An 18,619-nucleotide genomic window follows, 5' to 3' on the forward strand; every position below is an offset into this window, starting at 1 on the left:
TCAAGGGGGCATCAACGGCGGCCCGGCGCCGACTCCTTGAGCAGGATCGCGGCGGCCTGCACCAGCGCGGTGTTGTCCTCGGCCGGGGTGCCGTCGGGGAGCAGCAGGGTGTCCTCCAGGCCGATCCTGGTGTCCAGGCCGCGCCCGGCGGCCAGCCGCAGCACCGGCCAGGCGCCGCCGTCCTCGCCGTGCAGCAGCACCGGGCCGCGGGCCGCGGCCCCCAGGTCGTCCAGCGCGGCCAGCTCGTCGAGCAGGGCGGCCGCGGTCGCGGGCGCGCTCTCGGCGGCGGTGTCGGTCACCTCGGCGAGCACCCGCAGCAGCCGGTGCGTGTGCGGCCAGGCGCGCAGCCGGGCGGCGGCCGGCGTGCCCGAGAAGACGCCGGCCTCGACGCCGATCCCGGTCTCCAGCAGCGCGGCCGCCACGATCTCGGCGCCCTCCTCGTGCCAGTTGACCGAGGCGTGGTCGGGCAGCACCGACCAGGAGCGCACCAGCGCGGCCCGGCGCTGCGGATCCGGCTCCGTCCACTCCCCGGTGGTCACCCCGATCGGGACGCCCGGCGCGGAGGCCCGTACCGCGGCCACGGCGGCGTCCACGTGCACAGGAGCCATGGTCTGCGCGCCCTGCTCGTCCCTGGGGTGGATGTGGATCGAGCGCGCTCCCGCGACCACTGCTTCGGCGGCCGCGTCACCGAGCTGCCGAGGGGTCACCGGCAGCAGCTCGCACTCGCGTCGTTCTCTCGTGCCGTTGAGGCATACCTGGAGCATGGCGTGATCATCCCAGCCGGGACCGGGCGTCCCGATCAGCCGCGGCGCTGCGGCGCCCGCGTGTCGGAGCGGGGCGCCAAGAGCGCTGCCAGTGGCGGGTGGTGGCGGACGGGGTGGCGCGGCGTGGGGCGTCGGGGACAGGTGGCGGACGGGCACAGCGGGCTCAGCGGGCAGAGTGGGCGGCGGGCCCGGCCGAATGGGGGAGCGGCCGGGCCCGCCTGGTGCGCACGGTCCGCGCGGGGTCAGGTCGTCGTGCAGACCGTGCCGTTCAGGGTGAAGACCGTCGGCGGGGGATAGGCACCGGAGTTGGCGCCGGTGAAGCCGAAGTCCGCGGAGTTGCCGCCGTTGGCCGCCAAAGTGCCGTTCCAGTCCACCGGGGTGGCCGTCACCGTGCGGCCGCTCTGGGCGAGTTGGGCGTTCCAGAAGCCGGTGACGGACTCGTCGGTGCCGGGCGGGAAGGAGAAGGCGAGCGTCCAGCCGGTGATCGGGGCCGGCCCGGTGTTGGTGACGTTCACGTCGGCGTTGAAGCCGTTGCCCCAGCCGGCGGTGAGCCGGTAGGAGACCCGGCAGGTGGAGTTGGCGGGGGTGCCGGTGCGGACGGTCACCGGAGCCGAGGGCCGTGACAGGCGGCCGGCGGAGTCGCGGGCCAGCACGTTCCAGGTGGCGGTGGTGCCCGGGGTCAGGTTGTGCACGGTGACGGGGCCGCCGGTGGAGCTGCCGAGCAGCTCGCTGCTCGTACCGTTCTGCCGGTACACCTCGTAGCGGTCCACGCTGCCGCCGGAGGAGGGCGTGAAGGCCACCGTCGCGCTGGTGTCGTCGGCCGCGGTGACGTGCGGCGCCCCGGGGGCCGTGAGCGGCGAGGTGCTGCCGGCCGCCGGGTGCAGGGTGAGCGTGGTGATGGAGTACGGCGGCAGGGTCTGCGGCAGCGAGGCGTCGGTGGTGGAGGTGGTGACGGAGGTCGCCCGGTCCAGGTAGGAGGCCACGGTCGCGGCCGCGCCGGAGGGGGTGAACCCGTCGAGGTGCAGGGCGACCTGGGCCGCGTGCGCGGGGTCCTTGTTGATGAGCATGACGCTCAGGTCACCGTCCGCCCGGTGCACCGCGTGGGCGGCGACCAGCGCGCTGGAGGTGCCGGCGCCCACCAACTGGTCGCCCGGGCGGCCGAGTTCGCTGAGCATTTTGATGGCGTAGTAGGTCGGGAAGGGCGTGTTGAGCGGCGGCTCGCAGACCTGGCCCACGCAGGTGCCGCTGGAGAGGATGCCGTAGTCCTGGTAGTCGGTGGCCCCGTCGGGGGCGGTGCTGATCGCCTGCGGGCCGTTGTGGGTGTCCCACCAGTCCACGGTGAACACCCCGCTCTGCAGGGCGGTCAGGTAGGTGTCGGCGCCGAACAGGGCGTCGGGTTGGGTGTCCTCATCGACATTGGAGTTCACCTCGGTGAGCGCGATCGGCAGGTCGCCGGCGCCACCGCGCACCAACTGGTCCTTGAGCTGGTCGAGTTCGCCGGTGAGCTGGGAGGGCTCGCCGAGCATGCCGGCCGCGTCGGAGCCGCCGGGGTACCAGTGCACGATCACGAAGTCCGCCTTGCCGGCGATCAGCGGGATCACCGTGTGGTTCCAGTCGGCGCTCTCGCCCGCGGCCATCACGCCGTCCGGCCAGTTGCCGGGCAGCGTCAGCACCGCGCCGATCTTCACCGACGGGTCCACGGCCTTCATCGCCGAGGCGTACTGCGCCAGGTTCTGCGCGTAGGCGGTGGGCGAGGTGTCGGCGTGGGTGTCGGTCTCCCAGCCGGAGCCGTAGTGGCCGTTGCCGTAGATCTCGTTGCCGATCTCCCAGAACTTGGCACCGTAGCCCTTGGTGACGTTGGCGTAGCGGACCCAGTCCGCGGCCTCCTGCGGGGTGCCGGAGCCGTAGTTGGCGATGAGGATCGGCTGCGCGCCGGTCTTGGCGACGGTGCCCATGAAGGAGTCGAAGTCCGTGCCGGGCGCCACGTAGCCGCCGGGCGCGGTGTTGTCCTGCCAGTGGTACATGTCGCCGTAGCTGCCGCCGGGGTAGCGCAGCATCCCGATGTGGGCGTCCTGCAGCAGGTCCTGGACCTGCGGGACGTTCATCTGGGCGTCCCACACCGCGCTGTTGAGGCCGTAGGCGGTGCCGGGGATGGTGCCGAAGCCCTCGTCGGCGTCGACGGTCACGGCGACCGGGGCGCTGCCGGGGTCGTCTGCCGCCGCGGTGCCGCCGCCGGCCAGCAGGGCGGCGCCGAGGGCGGCGGCCGCGGCGGCCGCGGCCAGGCGGCGCCGCCAGGACCCGGCGGCGGGGTGTCTGTGGACGAGCACGGGGTTCTCACCTTCGTCAGGCGGGACGTGGGGGGCGTGCGTGGTTCGTCGCAGGTGCGGCTGCCCGGCGCGCGGGCACGGCGTGGGGGCCGGGCGCGCGTTGTGGGAGCGCTCCCATAGTTGGCCGGGGCGGCGCCGCTGTCAATGGCGCGGTACGGGGTGGCCGGGCGGGGTTGCGGGGGAGCGGGGAGCGCCGGCGGTTCGTGGGGCGCTCCCCGTGTCGAATTCCCTGTGCGGAAGGGGCCGTTGGGCGCGCGCGTCAGCCCTTCGGGGCGAAGTGGCTGCCCTGGGCGAGGTCTTCCAGGAGCGTCGGGCCGGTGGGCTGCCAGGACATCAGCTCACGGGTGAGGTCGTTGGAGGCCGGGATGTCCAGCGCGGCGAAGGGGCCGAGGAAGCCGAAGTGCCCCGCGGCGTCCTCGGCGCTGATGGAGGTGGTCGGGACGCCCAGGCCGTCGGCGATCACCTGGGCGATGTCGCGCAGCCGCACGCCCTCCTCGCCGACACCGTGCAGCACCGAGCCGGCCGGCGCGTTCTCGACCGCGAGCCGGAACAGCCGGGCGGCGTCGAGGCGGTGGACGGCGTTCCAGCGGTTGGCGCCGTCGCCGACGTAGGCGGACACGCCCTTGGCGCGGGCGGTCTCCACCAGGGAGGTGGCGAAACCGGCCCGGTCCAGGTCGTGGACGGAGGGCGAGAGCCGCAGCACCACCGAGCGCACGCCCTGCTCGGCGAGGTCCAGGGTGGTCTGCGCGCTCGCGCTGCGCGGGCTGCCGGGAGCGGGCCGGTCCTTCTCGGTGCCCGGCCGTCCGAAGCCGACCGGAGTCCCCGAGGCGATCACCAGCGGCCGCCCGGAGCCCTTCAGCTCGGCGCCCATCGCCTCGATCGCGCGCTGGTCCACCTCCGTGGAGCGCGTGTACTGGGTGAAGTCGTGGATGAAGGCGAGGTGGACCACGCCGTCCGACGCGGCGGCGCCGGCCCGCAGGCTGTCCAGATCCTCCAGGTCGCCGCGCTGGACGGCGGCACCTGCCTGCTCCAGGGTGCGGGCGGAGGCGTCGGAGCGGGCGAGGCCGAGCACCTCGTGGCCGGCGCCGAGCAGTTCGGGGACGACGGCGGAACCGATGAAGCCGGAAGCGCCGGTGACGAAGACACGCATGGGGGACCTCCAAGGGGCGGCCGCAGGCCGGGCACCCGTCGATGTCAGTGACTGTCGTCAGCCTAGCACTTATGACGGCAGTCACTGACATCGCGTACCATCGCGTCATGGGTCGATGGGAGCCGAACGCGCGCGAGAGGCTGTTTCTGGCCGCGCTGGAGCTGTACGCGGAGCGCGGCTTCGAGCAGACGACGGTGGCCGAGATCGCCCGGCGGGCCGGGCTCACCGAGCGCACCTTCTTCCGGCACTTCCCGGACAAGCGCGAGGTGCTGTTCACCGGGTCGGACGGCATGGTCGGGCAGCTCGCCGAGGTGATCGCGCGGGCGCCGCAGGAGTCGCTGCCGCTGGGCGCGGTCGCCGAGGCGCTGGGTGCCGTCGCCAGGCCGATGCAGGAGCGGCGCGAGGGGGTGCTCGCCCGGCAGAAGGTGGTCGCTGCCCATGCCGAGCTGCGCGAGCGCGAGCTGGTCAAGCGGTCGAAGCTGGTCGCGGGGACGGTGGAGGCGCTCGAGGCGCGGGGGGTCGGGCCGCGTGCCGCGCGGCTCAGCGCCGAGGTGGCGCTGGGCGTCTTCCACGTCGCCTTCGAGCGGTGGGTGGGGGCCGATGGGGAGACGCGGGAGCTGCCGGACATGATCGCGGAGACGTTCGCGGAGCTGCGCGAGGTGGCGGTCGGCGGGGGTGTGCCGGCGGGGTGAGTGCTCGGGGGCACTCGGGGTGCGGGGGTGGCTGAGCTGTCGGCTACGGGGCCCCGAGGGATGCGCCGCGGGGCTAGGGTCCTCAGGTGCCTCGGCGGCCTGCGTGCTCGGGGTGCGCCCGGGGTGGTGGGGCCGTTGGGGCACGCCGGGGTGCGTGAGTGCGTGGGGTGCGGGGGTGTTCTGAGCCGTCGGCTGAGCCGGGGCGCTTGGGTCTTCGCGAGTGGGAAGGCCTGAGTCTTCGAGGTCCGCTGGGGGCCTTGGGCCCTTGAGGGGGTCCTTGTGGCGGGGGCTCTCGAACCGTTGCGGTGGGGTGCTCCCGTGGCGGGTGCCTACGGGGTGACCGCGGCGGCGTCAACTGAACAGGTGAAACTGTTCAGGTTCACCTGGACAGGTTGGGCTGCGGGTCGTATGGTTGGTTCATGGAGAACCGTACCGACGCGGTGGCCGAGTCCGCCGTACGCGCGGCCAGTGACCTGCGCGTGGTGGTCAGCCGGCTGCGCCGGCGGCTGCGCGAGGTGGCCGAGACGTGGGACCTGACGCCTTCGCAGACCTCCGCGCTGAGCCGGCTGAGCAAGGCGGCGGACGGCATCTCCACCAGCGCGCTCGCCGCGGCGGAGGGCGTGCGCCCGCAGTCGATGGCCGCGACCCTCGCCGTCCTGGACGAGCACGGCCTCATCCAGCGCACCCCTGATCCCGGCGACGGCCGCCGCCAGTTGATCTCCCTCACCGAGGCGGGCCACCAGCGCCTGGAGGGCGTCCGCCAGGCCCGCTCCGAATGGCTCACCCGCGAGTTGGACGAGCGCTTCACGGAGGACGAGCGGCGGTTGATCATCGAGGCGATGGTGTTGCTGGAACGGCTGACGGGGCCGTGAGACGCCGCGGCGCTCGGCTTTGGGGTGTTGGGGGTGTCGGGGCCGGGGCCCCCTTGGGCGGGGGTTGGGTGCTGAGCCTGTGGCTCAGGGCTGGCAAGGGGGCATTCCCGCCCTGCGGGCGGGGGAGGCCGTCGTCGGCGAGGTTTGCGGACCGGGCGGCGGCGGAGGGGTGCTTCCGGCCGGGCGGCTGCGCGTGCAACGGGCGACTGCGCCGCGCTAAGGGGCCGCACTGACGGGCTGGCCTGAGGCGACCGGAGTGGAGCGGTTGGGCCGAGATGCCCCCGCACATCCCACAAGCAGGCCGAAGTCCCGAACCGCACGCCCCGATCCGGCGGGCTCCCGCAAGCCATCCGCCCCATACGCATCCCCGTAGTAAGCCCCCCGCAGACCTTGTGCGGGAGCAATCGGCCCAAACGATCAGCCCCCACGCGAAAAGCCCCCGAAAGCTCGGTCCGGGCAGCGGCCCGAACCCTGCGCACCAGTTCGGCACCTCCGCGCAAGCCTCCGCACGGCGGCGGCGGCCTTGATCGCGCGCGCCGACCCGGTAGCTTCCGCGCCGGTGCCGATTCAGGCAACGTTCGCCCGGTCCTGCCCAGGGGACGACGACAGGTCGCTGTGGGGCGCGGGCCGCATAGTCTCGTGGGGTGCACTCGCATCTGAGCTTCGAGAACCCCACTGCTCTGCCTCACGAGGTGGTGGTTGAGACGATGGAGCGGGCCCTGGACGACCGCTCGGCGGAGGGCGAGGCGGCGAGGGTCCTGGTCGGGACCGCCTTGAACGATGACGACGCGGAGTTCGTCGAGCACTGGTGCGTGCAGATCGGGACGCGGGCGGTGCCGGGGAGTCCGCTGCTCGGGCTGGCGGGTCTATGCCTGGGACACGCCGCTCGACGCTTTGGGCGACTCAGCGACGAAGCCCTCGTGCTGGCGCAGTCGCTGGCGGTGCGGGCCGAGGCGGACCCTACGGACGTGGACGGTCGGGCTCTCGACGGCTATGACGACGTCCGGAGTTTCCTGGGCCTGTGGTGACGCCGTTTGTCGCCGTTGCTGGTCGGGCCGCCCCTCGTGTACCGAAGTGTTCAGCTTAAGGGCAGATTTTCAGCCCGCCCGGACTGTGGGTGCTCATCTGGATGCCTCGGCATGAGACTCCGGGTAGTGGTGGCCGCTCGGGTCGTGGGCGGTGATCGAGCGCCTCGGCCCTTTGCCGCGACGGGGGCACGGGCCGGGGTGGGGGTGCGTGGAGGACGGTGGGGTGGCGCGTACGAGGGGACCTCGCTTGGTACTTGGTCACCCTCGTGGTCGCGGGCTGGTGCGGGTGGGCGGGGAAAATCGTTCGCGGGTGGGCACCCGGGCTGGGCTAGCCTGCGCGGATGACCGAACTGCGCACGTCACGTCTGGTGCTTCGGCCCTGGCGGGAGGCCGATCTCGTTCCCTGGGCCGCGATGAATGCCGACCCGGAGGTGCGGGCCCACTTTCCCGGCACCCTCACCCGGGAGGAGAGCGCGGCCTCCGTTCGGCGGTTCCAGGCGGACCTGGAGGCGCGCTGCTGGGGCTGGTGGGCGCTCGAGGTCGCCGCCACGGGGGAGTTCATCGGCTTCGCCGGGCTCGACCCGGTGGACGACGACACGCCCGCGACCGGTGTCGAGGCCGGCTGGCGCCTCGCCCGTCATGCCTGGGGCCACGGCTACGCCACCGAAGCCGGTGACGCCGTCCTCGCCTGCGGTTTCCAGCAGCTCGCGCTTCCCGAGATCCTCGCCGTCACCACTCGCGGCAATCACCGCTCCCAGGCCGTGATGCGCCGCCTCGGCATGACCCGCACCCCGGCCGACGACTTCGAGGACCTCACCGTCCCCGAGAACAGCCCCGTCCGCCACAACGTGATCTACCGCCTGGCGCGGGAGGAGTACCGGCCACCCGCCGGCGCGTGAGCACTCCCTTCGGAACGGTGGGTGGCACCCCTTCGAAGCGGGTGCCGCCGCTCCCGTGGACCGGATCGCCCAGCCGGTGCCTACCGCCCGAGTCGGACGGGCCGGTGCGAAGGGTTGCGGTGGCGGGGTGGGGGGCTCGTGGGGAGGATGGGGGCGTGCCGTTCACGTTCAGCCACCCTGCCGCTGTATTGCCCCTGCTCAGGGACGGGCGGGGGCGCGGGCGGCTCGTGGCCTCCGCCCTGGTGGCCGGCTCGCTCGCGCCCGACGTGCCCTTCTTCGCCGACTCGCTGCTGCGCGGCAGCTATGGCTACGGCGCGCTCACCCATCGGGTCTGGGCCGTGCCCACCGTGGACGTCGCTCTTGCCGCCGCGCTCGTGGCCGGCTGGCAGGCCGTACTGCGCGAACCCCTCGTCGAACTGCTGCCCGCGCGCTGGGCCGACGCCGCCGACGCGGCCACCGCGCCCTCCGGCCGTCCCCTCGACGTCCCGGGCGCGGCCTGGTTCGCACTGTCCGCGGCGATCGGTGCCGCCACGCACGTGGGCTGGGACGCCTTCACGCACGGCGGGCGGATCGGCGTACGGCTGCTCCCCGTGCTCGACCGCACGGTCCACGGGCAGCCGGTGTACTCCCTTCTGCAGTACGGCTTTTCGGCCGCCGGACTGGCCGCGCTCGCCTGGCACCTGCCACGCACGCTGCGCCGTACGGCGGCACCGCGGCCGGTTGCCGAGCCGGTCGCCGACACCGCTCCCACCGCTCCTCCTACGCCCCTCACGACCGCGGCCCCTGCGTCCGTGTCCGCCCGCCCGCGCCTGTCGGCCCGTGCCAGGACCGCCGTCGCGGTGCTCGTCGCCGGTGCCACGCTCGCCGGAGCGGCCCAGCGCATCGCCCTCGGTGACGCCGGGTCCCTTCGTTCGGCCCGCCTCGGCGACCTGATTCCCCCGCTGTCCTTCGGTGGCGGCACCGGCGCCGCCCTCGGCCTCGCCCTGTCCACCCTGGCCACCCGCCGCGCGAAACCACCTCGTTGACCACCGTGCGGGCCCAAAGCGCCCGCGCAGCAACGGAGGTGGGCTGCGCCCGTGCGGTGCGGAGGCCCGGACAGTGCGTCGGCGCTCGTCCCTCCGGGCCGACCGCATCGTGCCCGCGCCGGGGCCATCGTGTGATGCCTCACTCGATGGCTGCCGTCGCCTTCCATGCCCCTGGGCGCATGCCTGTCGCCTTGGCGAAGAACACCGAGAAGTTGGACGCGTCGGGAAAGCCGAGCGCGGTGGCGCAGCGCGCTGCGGTGAGACGGTCGTGCGCGAGGAGCCGTTTGGCCTCCAGGACGATCCGGTCGACGATGTATGCCTTTGCCGTGCGGCCTGTGGCCTGCTGCACCGCTCGCGAGAGGGTGCGGGGCGCGTATCCCAGCGCACGGGCGTAGTAGCCGGCGTCATGGTGATGACGGAAATGCGTCTCGACGCTGGAGCGGAACAACCGGAACACCGGATGGGCGAGCGGTGCTTCGGCGTGCGGCGGCCGCAGCCGTGCGATGAGCGCGGAAAGCAGGATTTCGGGCAGTTCCGCGGAGAAGTCCTCGGGTGGGGCGGATGATTCGAGGAGGAGATGGCTGCGCGCGGTGTCGACGAACAGCCAGTCGGCGTCGGGGATCCTCCAGTGCGCGGCCGGGTCGGGCGAGGCGACGAGCTGCCGGGTGGCGTGGGTGACCGGCGCTGTCGGCACGAACAGCACGAGGTGCCCCGCCACATCACCGATGTCGTCCCACCGGTGTACCGCTCCGGGGGGAATCCACACCGCGGACCGCTCCATGAGCGGGTGGCGGACGAAGTCCACCGTGACCGAGCCCAGCCCGGTGTCGATGACGGCGAGGACGTGGAAGTCGGCGCGCTGGGTGCCGCCGTCGTTCAGCTCGCGAAGGCGGTCGAACGTCATGGTCTCGACCGCGGCGGCGCGGTGCCCCGCAGGCTGGTAGGTCATCTGACGAATCACGCTCACGTGTCCATTTTTCACCATCGGCCGACCAGTCACGCCGATGGCTCGTCCGGATGCGGGACTTTCAATGGACTCACTGGGCAATCGCTCAGAACACCGATGGGAGAAGAGCCATCATGAGCATGTCGCAGCAGACGCTACTGCCCGTTTACGACCATAGGCCGGGGACCGGACCGACCCTGGTGTTCCTGCATCACTGGGGCGGTTCCGCCCGCACCTGGGACCTCGTGGTCGACCGCCTCGTGGACCGTGACGTGCTCACGGTCGACTTCCGTGGGTGGAGCCGGTCGAGCGCTCTGCCCGGCCCCTACACGCTCGGTCAGCTCGCCGACGACACTCTCGCCGTGCTCGCCGACGCGGGGGTCACCGACTACGTCCTGGTGGGACATTCGATGGGGGGCAAGGTCGCACAGCTGGTCGCGGCCGTTCGTCCTGCCGGCCTGCGCGGCATCGTCCTCGTCGGCTCCGGCCCGGCGAAGCCGGCCGCACAGATCACCCCCGAGTACCAGGAAGCCCTGTCGCACGCCTATGACTCCGCCGAGTCCGTCGCCGGGGCACGGGACCACGTCCTCACCGCCACCGAGCTGCCCGCACCGGTCAAGGCGCAGATCGTGACCGACGCGCGGAGCGTCACCGAGGCCGCCCGCACCGAGTGGCCGCTTCGCGGTATCGCGCAGGACATCACCGAGCACACGCGCATGATCAGCGTTCCCGCCCTCGTCGTGGCCGGAGAGAAGGATCAGGTCGAACCCATCGACGTGCTCCGCGACAACCTGCTGCCCTACCTCTCCCGGGCCGACTTCGTGGTGATCCCGCACACCGGGCACCTGATCCCGCTGGAAGCCCCGGCCGACCTTGTGGAGGCCATCACGGCCTTCGCACCGGGAGATCTCGAAACGCAACTGGAAACGGGCTACGGCCGCCCATGACCTGCCCAGGGGCGCCCTTGACGGTTGCCTGAGGGCAAAGCTGCTGTGGACGGCCGCGGTTGAGCGTGGGGACCCTGAACAGGGTCAGCAGGTGCGGTCCCTGTAGTGGGGGGAGGCGGGGGTTGTCAGGTCGCGGTCGCGGAGGACCAGGAGCGGGGGGCGGTTCCCGGCGCGGCACAGCGAGGCGAACGGGGTGCGGAGGTTGTCGGTGTACTCGACCTCGATGACGCGCTTGCCGTAGACCGCGGTGTACGCGCCGCACTCGTCGTAGACGTGGCACTCCTCGGCCACCGCGAAGTCGAAGCCCCAACTGCGGGCCGTACGCGAGGACTCGGCCGCGTTCTTCTGGGCGATGGCGAGGCCGGCGGCGTGCGCGGTGCGCACGTAGGCGCGGGCCAGGGCCTCGGTGGCGGACTCGGGGATGCGGTGGAAGCGGGTGAAGGTGTCGAGGTTGTCGATCTCGACGGCCTGGAAGCCCTTTGTGGCGCACGAGCGGATGACCGGTGCCAGGACGGCGAGGATGCCCGCCCGCTTGGCCGGGGTCGTCGGGTCCAGGATGTGCTCGCCCGGCCAGTCGGGATCGGAGACCGGCCGCCCGTCGCTGCCACGCAGCAGCAGCTCCGCCCGCGGCCCTGACCAGCGGGCGGCCTGGTCGGGCTGCGTCTGGAAGCCGTTGACGTAGCAGATGGAGTACGTGTGCGGCGCGGGCCGGTCCCCGGCGTCGCGTTCGACCACGGTGACGCCCTTGGGCGGCGGGTACGCCCCGCCCAACTGGTAGTCCACCGCACCCGTGGTGGGCAGCGGGGTGATCGCCGGACCGGGGCTGTGCGCGGGCGGGCCGGAACTGCGGGTCGGCGAGGCGGCCCCCTCGTCACCGGTGCCGGAGCCGCTGCCACCGCACCCCGTCAGCACCACCAGCGCGGTGGCCGCCAGCGCCCCCACCGCCGCCATGCGCGCGCGGTGCCGCCCAGGTTGCCGTTCCATACCGTCCCATCGGCCGCGGGGCCACCGCGGCGGCGCCCCCTCGCCGGGAGCGTACCGGGTGTCAGCCGGCCCAGCGGCCGGTGAGGAACGCGAGGGCGAGCACCGTCGACAGCGGCGCGGCCGCGCACAGGTACAGGGTCTCCAGGCGCGGCCTGCGGGCGGTGGCCGCGGCGAGCGCCGTCCACAGCGGCCACCAGAGCAGGGTGGCCCGGGGGATGGACATGTACCAGTACGAGACGCACAGCGAGCCCAGGCCGAGCGCGGCATAGACCGCCTCCGGCCAGCGGCGGCGGACCAACAGCAGCGCCACCAGGGCGAGTCCGACCACCGCGGCGAGCAACTCGAACTGGAACTCCACCGCGTAGGGCGCCGCCTGGGTGTGCCCGAAGGCGGCCGTCCAGGTGTGGTGCCAGGCGGTCCACGGCGGGGTGAAGTCCCGGTACCAGCCGCGGTTCTCGGCGTGCTTCCAGGCCCACCAGTCGCCGGTGTGCGCGTGCAGGTAGGCCGCGTACGCCAATGGGGACAGGGCGGGCAGCGCGAGCCAGGGCAGGGCGCGCAGCACCCATGCGGCCGTCGAGTGCCCCGACTCCCGTGCTCTGCGTGCGGGGTGGTCGCACAGGAACTGCACGCACATCGCTGCCACCAGGAAGACGCCGCTGATCCGCACCGCGCAGGCGAGGCAGGAAAGCAGCCCGGCCAGTGGCCAGTTGGCGCGGCGGGCGGCGAGCCAGGCGGGCAGCGCCAGCGCGAGGAACAGCGCCTCGGTGTAGCCGACGGCGAGGAAGAGCGCGCACGGCGAGAGCAGGAACAGCCGTACCGTGCGGCGCCCGTCGTCCACGCCGGGCAGGTCCAGCCGGGCGATCCGGGCGAGGGCGAGCACCGCGACCGCGCCGGCCGCGAAGGAGACGAGCAGCCCGGCCGCGGTCCAGTCCCGTACGACGGTGTGCGCGGCCCGCAGCACCAGGGGGAAGCCCGGGAAGAACGCCTCGCGGTTGTCCCAGCCGGTCGTGCCCGGCTGCGGGGCGCCGGCGGGGAAGTAGCCGTCCCTGGCTATGCGCAGGTAGTAGGACCAGTCCCACTGCTGCCAGGAGGAGAGCACCGGAGCCGGGTGCCGGGCCGAGCCGTCGGCGGGGAACAGCCAGCGCGCGCAGTAGGCGCACACCCACAGCCCCAGACGGGTGGCCGCGTAGAGCCACAGCACCTCGCGGTCGGCGGGGAGGAGACGGTGGGCGAGGCGGTCGGTCAGGCGGCGGGTGAAGTGGCGGGCGGGGGCGTGCGGCCCCTGCGGGCTCCGGCTGGGCACCGCCTCCGAACTGCCGTGCCGGGGACGGCTCGTGGCGGCCGGCCGCAGCGGCGCGGGTGGGACAGAGGGCATGGCGGGACGGCCTTTCGGGTGCGTCAGGGCGTACGGGACCGACCGGTGGCGCACCGGTGGGCGGGTTGGGCGGGTGTGGGGGTGATGTCCGGTGGTCCGGAGGCGGGCCGTGCCCCGGGACCCGGGTTGCGGGAACTTCTACGGCGGGCGGCCTTGGTGGGGCGGTTCGTTCGGGGGCGGGGTGGCGGCTCGGAGGTTCGGCGGGCAGCTCCAACGCGGCTGTGAGTCGGGAGGGTTCCTGGGCGACGGCCCTACGGGTCAGGTGGGTACGAGCGTTGGGTGAACCGGGTGCTCGGGCGCTTGGGTGACCGGGTGGCGTGATCGGCAGGCGCGAACGCGACGCCATGTCGGGGCAGTTCGTCGGGCGATGGTCCAACTGCCCTGCGGGCCCCGAGCCGTACGAGCGTCGGTGCTTGGGTGGCCGGGTGGCCGGGTGGCCCGGTCGGCGGGGCCGAACGCGGGGCCACGCCGGGGGCGAGTTCTACCGGCCGTAGTCCAACTGCCCTACGGGTCCGGCCCGTACGAGCGCCGGGTGCTCGGTTGACTGGGCGGCCCGGCGGCCCGCTCGGCTGATGCGCATACGAGGCCACGCCGAGACAGGTCCCGAACGCCCCTACGGGGACGGGCCGTTCATGGTGCCGTCGTCGGCAGGCCCGGCGAGGTGCTCGTGGTGTCGCCGCCCTCGCCGAGGGTGGAGGCCGCTCCGGTCGGCGGCGCCGTCGTACGGCCGGGGCCGTTGGAGGGTCCGGAGCTGCCCGCGGGCGCGCCCGACGTCGTGGGCGCGGTGCCGTCGCGGGTCGTGGACGCCGAAGGCGGCGCCGTCGCGGAGGATCGCCCGGTGGGGACCGAACTCGCCGTGGACCGCGGAGGGTTGCCGCCCGGCACGGCCGGACCGTCCGCCCCCTGGGCGGTCAGCGCGCCCACCGCCGCCAGCGAACCGGACGCGACGACGCACACCGCCGCCGCGCACACCGCCAGCCGCGCCCGGCGCCGGGCCGTGCCGCGCGCCCTGATCGCGGCCGCCGGGGCGGGCCTGGCCTGGGCCCGGCCCACGTCCGCCGCCTCCTTGAACAAGGCGCGCAGCAGGTCGTCCGGCCCGCCGGGCCCCGCGTTCTGCTCAGACACCGGACGCCTCCTCGTGCCGCGGATCGGGCAGGGTGCGCGCGAGCGCGGTGCGCCCGCGCGCGAGATGGGTCTTGACCGTGCTGGGGCTCGACTCCGTCTCGGCGGCGATCTGCTCGACGCTCAGGTCGCACACGTAGTGCAGGGTCAGGACCCGCCGCTGCCGGGGCGGGAGCCCGCGCAGCGCCTCGACCAGCGCGAGGGAGTCAGGCCCGGGCTCCTCGGCGGCCGGCGGCGGGCCGCTGCGGCGCCAGGCGTCGGCCGTCCGGCGCGCGCTGCGCCACCGGCTCACCGCCAGCCGCCACGCGACCGTCCTGATCCACGCCTCGGGCCCGCCGTCGCGGTGCAGCCGGTGCCGCCGGCTCCAGCCCCTGACGAACGCCTCCTGCACCACGTCCTGCGCCTCCTGCCGATCGCCGAGCATCACGTACAGCTGGCCCGTCAGCCGTGCGACCGTCTGCGCGTAGAACTCCTCGAACTCCTCGGCGGTCACCCTGCGCTCCCGATCTCCCTGGTCTCACCGCGCATACGCCGGCCGCGGGCCTCCCGGTCGACATCCCCCGCGCACTTTCGCTGTGACGTGGGTCACGGCCCCGTCTGCGGGCCGTCCGGGGAAGCGAAGCACACGCGGTGCGCGGGCCCCCGCCCTGGGCCGCCGCCTACGATGGGGCCCGTGCTGACGCTGCTCCACACCTCGCCCGCGCACGTGGCCGCCTTCGACGCGCTGCGGGACCGCGACCACCCCGGGCTGCCGCTGCGCCACGTCGTGGCCGAGCCGCTGCTGGCGCAGGCGCGGGCACAGGGGGTCGCCTCCGTGCGGGACGCGCTGGACCGCGCCCTAGCCGAAGCGGTGGCCGCGGGCGCCGATGCGGTGCTGTGCACCTGCTCCACGATCGGCGGCCTCGCCGAGGCGCGGGCCGCGGCCGCCGGCATCCCCGTCCTGCGGGTGGACCGGCCCATGGCCGCGGCCGCCGTCGCCGTGCCGCCGCGGGCCGGGCACCAGGCCGTGCGGATCGCCCTGGTCGCGGCCCTGGCCGACACGCTGGGCCCCACGCGGGAACTGATCGCCGAGGAGGCGGCACGGGCCGGGCGCCAGGTGGAGGTGGCGGACTTCGTCGCCGAGGGGGCGTGGGCCCTGTTCGAGGCGGGCGAGCAGGACGCCTACCTCGCGGCGGTGGCGAAGGCCGTGGACGCCGTGCGCGACGCCGAGGTCGTCGTCCTGGCCCAGGCGTCGATGGCTCAGGCAGCCGCTCTGGCCACGACCCCCCTGCCGGTCCTGTCGAGCCCGGCCCTGGGCCTGACGGCTGCGGTGGCCGCGGGTCGCCAGGACCTCCGGTACGGGCGGAGCACAGCGCTTCGGGCGCTGCCGGGCGCCTGACGGGCCCTGCCGGCCGGGGCTGTCCGCGAAAGCGTGGGACGTTCCCCTGCGGGGCGGCCGCGTCGGGGGTCCCCTTATGACCGGTGGCGAGGGTGCCCGGAGATGGCGGGGCGGGGTTCGTCGTCATTCGTCGTCGTAGCGCGCCTGCCCGGCCGGGACCGAGAGCGCCCGCGAACCGGCCATGCCCCCGCTCGGAGGCAGGGTCCGCCGGCAACGCCGTTCAGGGTGCGTCCTACGCCGGGTCCAGCAGGTGCGGGCCGTTGTTGCGGACGCTGTTGACCGCGGGGACGACCGCGCGGGCGGCGAGGTGGCCGTCGGCGGGGGAGCGCAGCAGGCGGCGCAGCTCTGCAGGGTGTTCCCGCGCCGGGTCGAGCCATTCGTCGTAGTCGTCCGGCCGCACCGCGAGCGGCATGCGCGGGTGGACGCGGCCCGCGGCGTCGGTGGCCTCGGTGGTGATGATGGTGCAGCTGGTCAGCCACCCGCCGGGCTCGCCGTCCGGCACCTGCGGGTCCCGCCAGAACTCGTACAGCCCGGCGAGGGCCATCACGGTGCCGTCCTCGGGCGCGATGTAGTAAGGCTGCTTGTACGCCTTGCGGTCGGCGGTCGCCGGGACGGCCTGCCACTCGTAGAAGCCGTCGGCCGGCAACAGGCAGCGACGCTTGGCGAAGGCCCGGCGGTAGGCGGGCTTCTCGTGCACGGTCTCCATCCGCGCGTTGATCATCCTGGCGCCGGTGTCCGGGCTCTTGGCCCACGACGGCACCAGCCCCCAGCGCATCGGCCGCAGCCGCCGCAGCACCTCGCCGGTCCCGCGGTCGGCCCGCTCGAGCACCGCCCACACGCCGTCGGTCGGCGCCACGTTCCAGCTCGGCTCGAGCACCTCGTCGGCCTCGGGCGCGCTGGTGACGTGGAAGAGGTCGCCGAGTTCCTTGGGACTGCGGGTGGAGACGTAGCGTCCGCACATGCTTTCCACCCTGCCACAGCCGGGGCTCCATCGTGGAGGGCGTCACCCGGGCCCGCCGGCCCGCGTGACCGGCAACCGCGCCAGGGCCCGGCCGCTCAGCGCCGCCCGCGGCCCGGGCGGGCGGAGGACGGCGCCCGAGCGCCACGGACGCGCGGCAGCGCGCCCCGGGCGCAAGGCCGTACCCGGGTTCGTCGGCCGAGCGTCGCCGACGACCGACAACGCGGCTGGGGGTCCCCTGCCGACCAGACGGGATTTGTCGGACAGGCCTCAGCCCTGCGGGAAGCCGAGGGTGTCCAGGAGGGTGGTGAAGAGTGCTTCGGCCGGGGCGCCGGTCGTGCGCAGGACGTGCTCGACCGGGGCGGGGTCCGGCTCCGGGGACAGGCCCGCCGCCTTCGCCCAGGCGAGCGCCGCCTCGGCCGCCGCGGGGACGGCCGTGTCGATCTCGGCGCGCGCGTGGACGACCGCCTCGGCGAACTCGGGGGTGGAGGTCCACGCGGCGCCGTCGGCGACGTCGTCGGGCTCCTCGACCCACAGGCGCGCCGCGGCGTCCTGATTGAGGTACGCCTGCCAGTCCGGGCCGCCGGGTACCAGGCCCTTCACGACGGCCACCTGGCTGTCGAAGACGGTCGCCAGGCACGCCGGGGCCGCCGTCCACTCCACCAGCCCGGCCAGCACCGCGTCCGGGTCGTCCCACAGGCCGTGGCCGAACGCCAGCGTCCGCCACCCGCCCGGCCGCACCCGCCAGGCCACAGCCGCGTCCCTGACCTCCTGCGGCAGCGTGCCGAACACCGGCGCGTCCAGCAGCTCCTGACCGCTGCGCCCGAAGACCAGCTCTCCCGAGAACCCCACGCCCGTCCTTCCGCCCGCGTCCCCGTCGTCCCCCCGTCCCCGCACCTTACGGCCCCGCGCCCCGCCCCGCCCGCCGGTACGCCGACGGAGCGGGCCGTGGGGCCGTAGGGAGCGGGGGCAGGGAGCGGGCGTGCGGGCCCCGGCGTACGGAGGCGGCCCAGGTCGCAGGTTGCCCGCGGGGCCGTCCGGCCCCGGGGCCGGACCCGCGCCCGGCTCAGCCGGCCCGGTGCAGGCCGTCCAGCAGTTCGAGCTCCTGCGGGGTCAGCCGCAGCGCCCCCGCCGCCACGTTCTCGGCCAGGTGGGCGGGGTCACCGGTGCCCGGGATGGCCAGGACGTGCGGGCCCTGGGCGAGGGTCCAGGCGAGGCGGACCTGGGCCGGGGTGGCGTCGTGGGCGCGGGCCACCGCCAGCACCTCGGCCGGCTCCCCGGACGCGGCCGCGCCCTGCTCGCGGCCCTCGCCCGCGATGGCGAAGAAGGGGACGAAGGCGATCCCGGCGGCCCCGCAGGCCCGCAGCAGCCCGTCGGCGTCCGGGCTGCCGCCCTGGAGGCTGTAGCGGTTCTGCACGCACACCACGGGGGCGACCTCGCGCGCCTCGGCGAGCTGCTCGGCCGTCACGTTGGAGACGCCCAGGTGCCGGATCAGCCCGGCCGCGCGCAGCTCGGCGAGCGCGCCGAACCGCTCCGCGAGCGAGTCGCGGCCGCGCACCCGCAGGTTCACCAGGTCCAGGTGGTCGCGGCCGAGCTGCCGCAGGTTCTCCTCGACCTGGCCGCGCAGCTGCCCCGGGGTCGCCCAGGACCACTCGCCGGAGGGATCACGCCACGGGCCGACCTTCGTGGCGATCACCAGGCCCTCCGGATAGGGCGCGAGGGCGCTGTTGATCAGCTCGTTGGCCGAGCGCAGCGCGGAGAAGTAGAACGAGGCGGTGTCGATGTGGTTCACGCCCGACTCGACGGCCTGCCGCAGCACCCGCAGCGAGGTTCGGCGGTCGCGCGGCACGCCCGACGAGAAAGCGACCCGGCCGGTCAGCCGCATCGCCCCGAACCCCAGCCGGTGGACGGGGAGGTCGCCGAGCGTCCATGTACCCGATGCGGCGGCGGTGGGGGCCGGGCGGTTGTGCGCTATGTCCTGCGGTACGTCGTCGAGCACACGGTCTCCTCGAAGGAAAGAGAAGGAAAAAGGAAGCGAAGGCAAGGAGCGAAGTGGGCGCGTGCGCGGGCGGGCCGGGAGCGGGGCCTGCCGACGGCGGCCGCCCCGGGCGCCCTTGGGACCCTACGATCCCGGGCACGCAAAAAAACCTTC

18 protein-coding genes are annotated in these 18,619 nt (G+C 74.4%); 7 read left to right on the forward strand and 11 right to left on the reverse strand.

Annotation, left to right across the window (positions count from 1 at the left end):
- Positions 1 to 11: 11 nt before the first annotated feature.
- The 3 genes from BLR33_RS26410 to BLR33_RS26420 all read right to left on the reverse strand — a co-directional run bounded on the left by BLR33_RS26410 (position 12) and on the right by BLR33_RS26420 (position 4,241).
- Entirely contained in the window at positions 12 to 764 is a 753-nt protein-coding gene (locus BLR33_RS26410) for a 3-keto-5-aminohexanoate cleavage protein (protein WP_093787112.1), read from the reverse strand.
- Between the two features lie 242 nt (positions 765 to 1,006).
- Positions 1,007 to 3,091: a cellulose binding domain-containing protein gene (locus tag BLR33_RS26415; protein WP_093787113.1), complete on the reverse strand. Its 2,085-nt coding sequence runs from the start codon at positions 3,089 to 3,091 to the stop codon at positions 1,007 to 1,009.
- Between the two features lie 259 nt (positions 3,092 to 3,350).
- On the reverse strand, positions 3,351 to 4,241 hold the full coding sequence (locus BLR33_RS26420) for an SDR family oxidoreductase (RefSeq protein WP_093787114.1): 891 nt from the start codon (positions 4,239 to 4,241) through the stop codon (positions 3,351 to 3,353).
- A 107-nt stretch (positions 4,242 to 4,348) separates the two neighbouring features.
- Between BLR33_RS26420 and BLR33_RS26425 the strand changes: the two genes are divergently transcribed.
- The 5 genes from BLR33_RS26425 to BLR33_RS26445 all read left to right on the forward strand — a co-directional run bounded on the left by BLR33_RS26425 (position 4,349) and on the right by BLR33_RS26445 (position 8,757).
- Positions 4,349 to 4,933 (forward strand): TetR family transcriptional regulator, encoded by a 585-nt coding sequence (locus tag BLR33_RS26425; RefSeq protein WP_093787115.1) that lies wholly within the window; start codon positions 4,349 to 4,351, stop codon positions 4,931 to 4,933.
- Positions 4,934 to 5,352: 419 nt separating this feature from the next.
- A complete protein-coding gene (locus tag BLR33_RS26430; RefSeq protein WP_093787116.1) occupies positions 5,353 to 5,805 on the forward strand; it encodes a MarR family transcriptional regulator in 453 nt (150 codons plus the stop codon).
- Positions 5,806 to 6,449: 644 nt separating this feature from the next.
- On the forward strand, positions 6,450 to 6,833 hold the full coding sequence (locus BLR33_RS26435) for a hypothetical protein (protein ID WP_245771676.1): 384 nt from the start codon (positions 6,450 to 6,452) through the stop codon (positions 6,831 to 6,833).
- Between the two features lie 341 nt (positions 6,834 to 7,174).
- Positions 7,175 to 7,732: a GNAT family N-acetyltransferase gene (locus tag BLR33_RS26440; RefSeq protein WP_093787117.1), complete on the forward strand. Its 558-nt coding sequence runs from the start codon at positions 7,175 to 7,177 to the stop codon at positions 7,730 to 7,732.
- Between the two features lie 155 nt (positions 7,733 to 7,887).
- Positions 7,888 to 8,757: a DUF4184 family protein gene (locus BLR33_RS26445; RefSeq protein ID WP_265737050.1), complete on the forward strand. Its 870-nt coding sequence runs from the start codon at positions 7,888 to 7,890 to the stop codon at positions 8,755 to 8,757.
- Positions 8,758 to 8,896: 139 nt separating this feature from the next.
- On the opposite strand, the gene BLR33_RS26450 is transcribed toward BLR33_RS26445, so the two are convergent.
- Positions 8,897 to 9,742 carry a helix-turn-helix domain-containing protein gene (locus tag BLR33_RS26450; RefSeq protein ID WP_176930505.1) on the reverse strand — a complete coding sequence of 282 codons (846 nt, stop codon included), beginning with the start codon at positions 9,740 to 9,742 and terminating at the stop codon, positions 8,897 to 8,899.
- A gap of 95 nt (positions 9,743 to 9,837) precedes the next feature.
- Between BLR33_RS26450 and BLR33_RS26455 the strand changes: the two genes are divergently transcribed.
- Positions 9,838 to 10,650, forward strand: a complete 813-nt coding sequence (locus BLR33_RS26455; protein WP_093787120.1) for an alpha/beta fold hydrolase — start codon at positions 9,838 to 9,840, stop codon at positions 10,648 to 10,650.
- A gap of 84 nt (positions 10,651 to 10,734) precedes the next feature.
- On the opposite strand, the gene BLR33_RS26460 is transcribed toward BLR33_RS26455, so the two are convergent.
- From BLR33_RS26460 to BLR33_RS26475, 4 genes are all read right to left on the reverse strand, one after another.
- Positions 10,735 to 11,601 carry an endo alpha-1,4 polygalactosaminidase gene (locus BLR33_RS26460; RefSeq protein WP_093787121.1) on the reverse strand — a complete coding sequence of 289 codons (867 nt, stop codon included), beginning with the start codon at positions 11,599 to 11,601 and terminating at the stop codon, positions 10,735 to 10,737.
- Positions 11,602 to 11,695: 94 nt separating this feature from the next.
- A complete protein-coding gene (locus BLR33_RS26465; RefSeq protein WP_107408919.1) occupies positions 11,696 to 13,009 on the reverse strand; it encodes a mannosyltransferase family protein in 1,314 nt (437 codons plus the stop codon).
- Positions 13,010 to 13,639: 630 nt separating this feature from the next.
- Entirely contained in the window at positions 13,640 to 14,134 is a 495-nt protein-coding gene (locus BLR33_RS26470) for a hypothetical protein (protein WP_093787122.1), read from the reverse strand.
- A complete protein-coding gene (locus tag BLR33_RS26475) occupies positions 14,127 to 14,624 on the reverse strand; it encodes a SigE family RNA polymerase sigma factor (protein WP_093787123.1) in 498 nt (165 codons plus the stop codon). The genes BLR33_RS26470 and BLR33_RS26475 overlap by 8 nt, the downstream gene beginning before the upstream one ends.
- Before the next feature lie 180 nt (positions 14,625 to 14,804).
- Here BLR33_RS26475 and BLR33_RS26480 point away from each other — a divergent pair, with 180 nt between their 5' ends.
- Positions 14,805 to 15,509: an aspartate/glutamate racemase family protein gene (locus tag BLR33_RS26480; protein WP_407639726.1), complete on the forward strand. Its 705-nt coding sequence runs from the start codon at positions 14,805 to 14,807 to the stop codon at positions 15,507 to 15,509.
- Positions 15,510 to 15,741: 232 nt separating this feature from the next.
- On the opposite strand, the gene BLR33_RS26485 is transcribed toward BLR33_RS26480, so the two are convergent.
- The 3 genes from BLR33_RS26485 to BLR33_RS26495 form a co-directional block, all read right to left on the reverse strand.
- Complete coding sequence (locus BLR33_RS26485; protein WP_093787125.1) at positions 15,742 to 16,470, reverse strand: SOS response-associated peptidase; 729 nt, start codon at positions 16,468 to 16,470, stop codon at positions 15,742 to 15,744.
- Positions 16,471 to 16,737: 267 nt separating this feature from the next.
- Positions 16,738 to 17,319, reverse strand: coding sequence for a hypothetical protein (locus BLR33_RS26490; RefSeq protein ID WP_093787126.1), 582 nt, complete (start codon positions 17,317 to 17,319; stop codon positions 16,738 to 16,740).
- A 214-nt stretch (positions 17,320 to 17,533) separates the two neighbouring features.
- Positions 17,534 to 18,466: an aldo/keto reductase gene (locus tag BLR33_RS26495; protein WP_245771677.1), complete on the reverse strand. Its 933-nt coding sequence runs from the start codon at positions 18,464 to 18,466 to the stop codon at positions 17,534 to 17,536.
- Positions 18,467 to 18,619 lie beyond the last annotated feature (153 nt).

This window comes from Actinacidiphila guanduensis (genome assembly GCF_900103985.1).
Taxonomy (GTDB): Bacteria; Actinomycetota; Actinomycetes; order Streptomycetales; family Streptomycetaceae; genus Actinacidiphila; species Actinacidiphila guanduensis.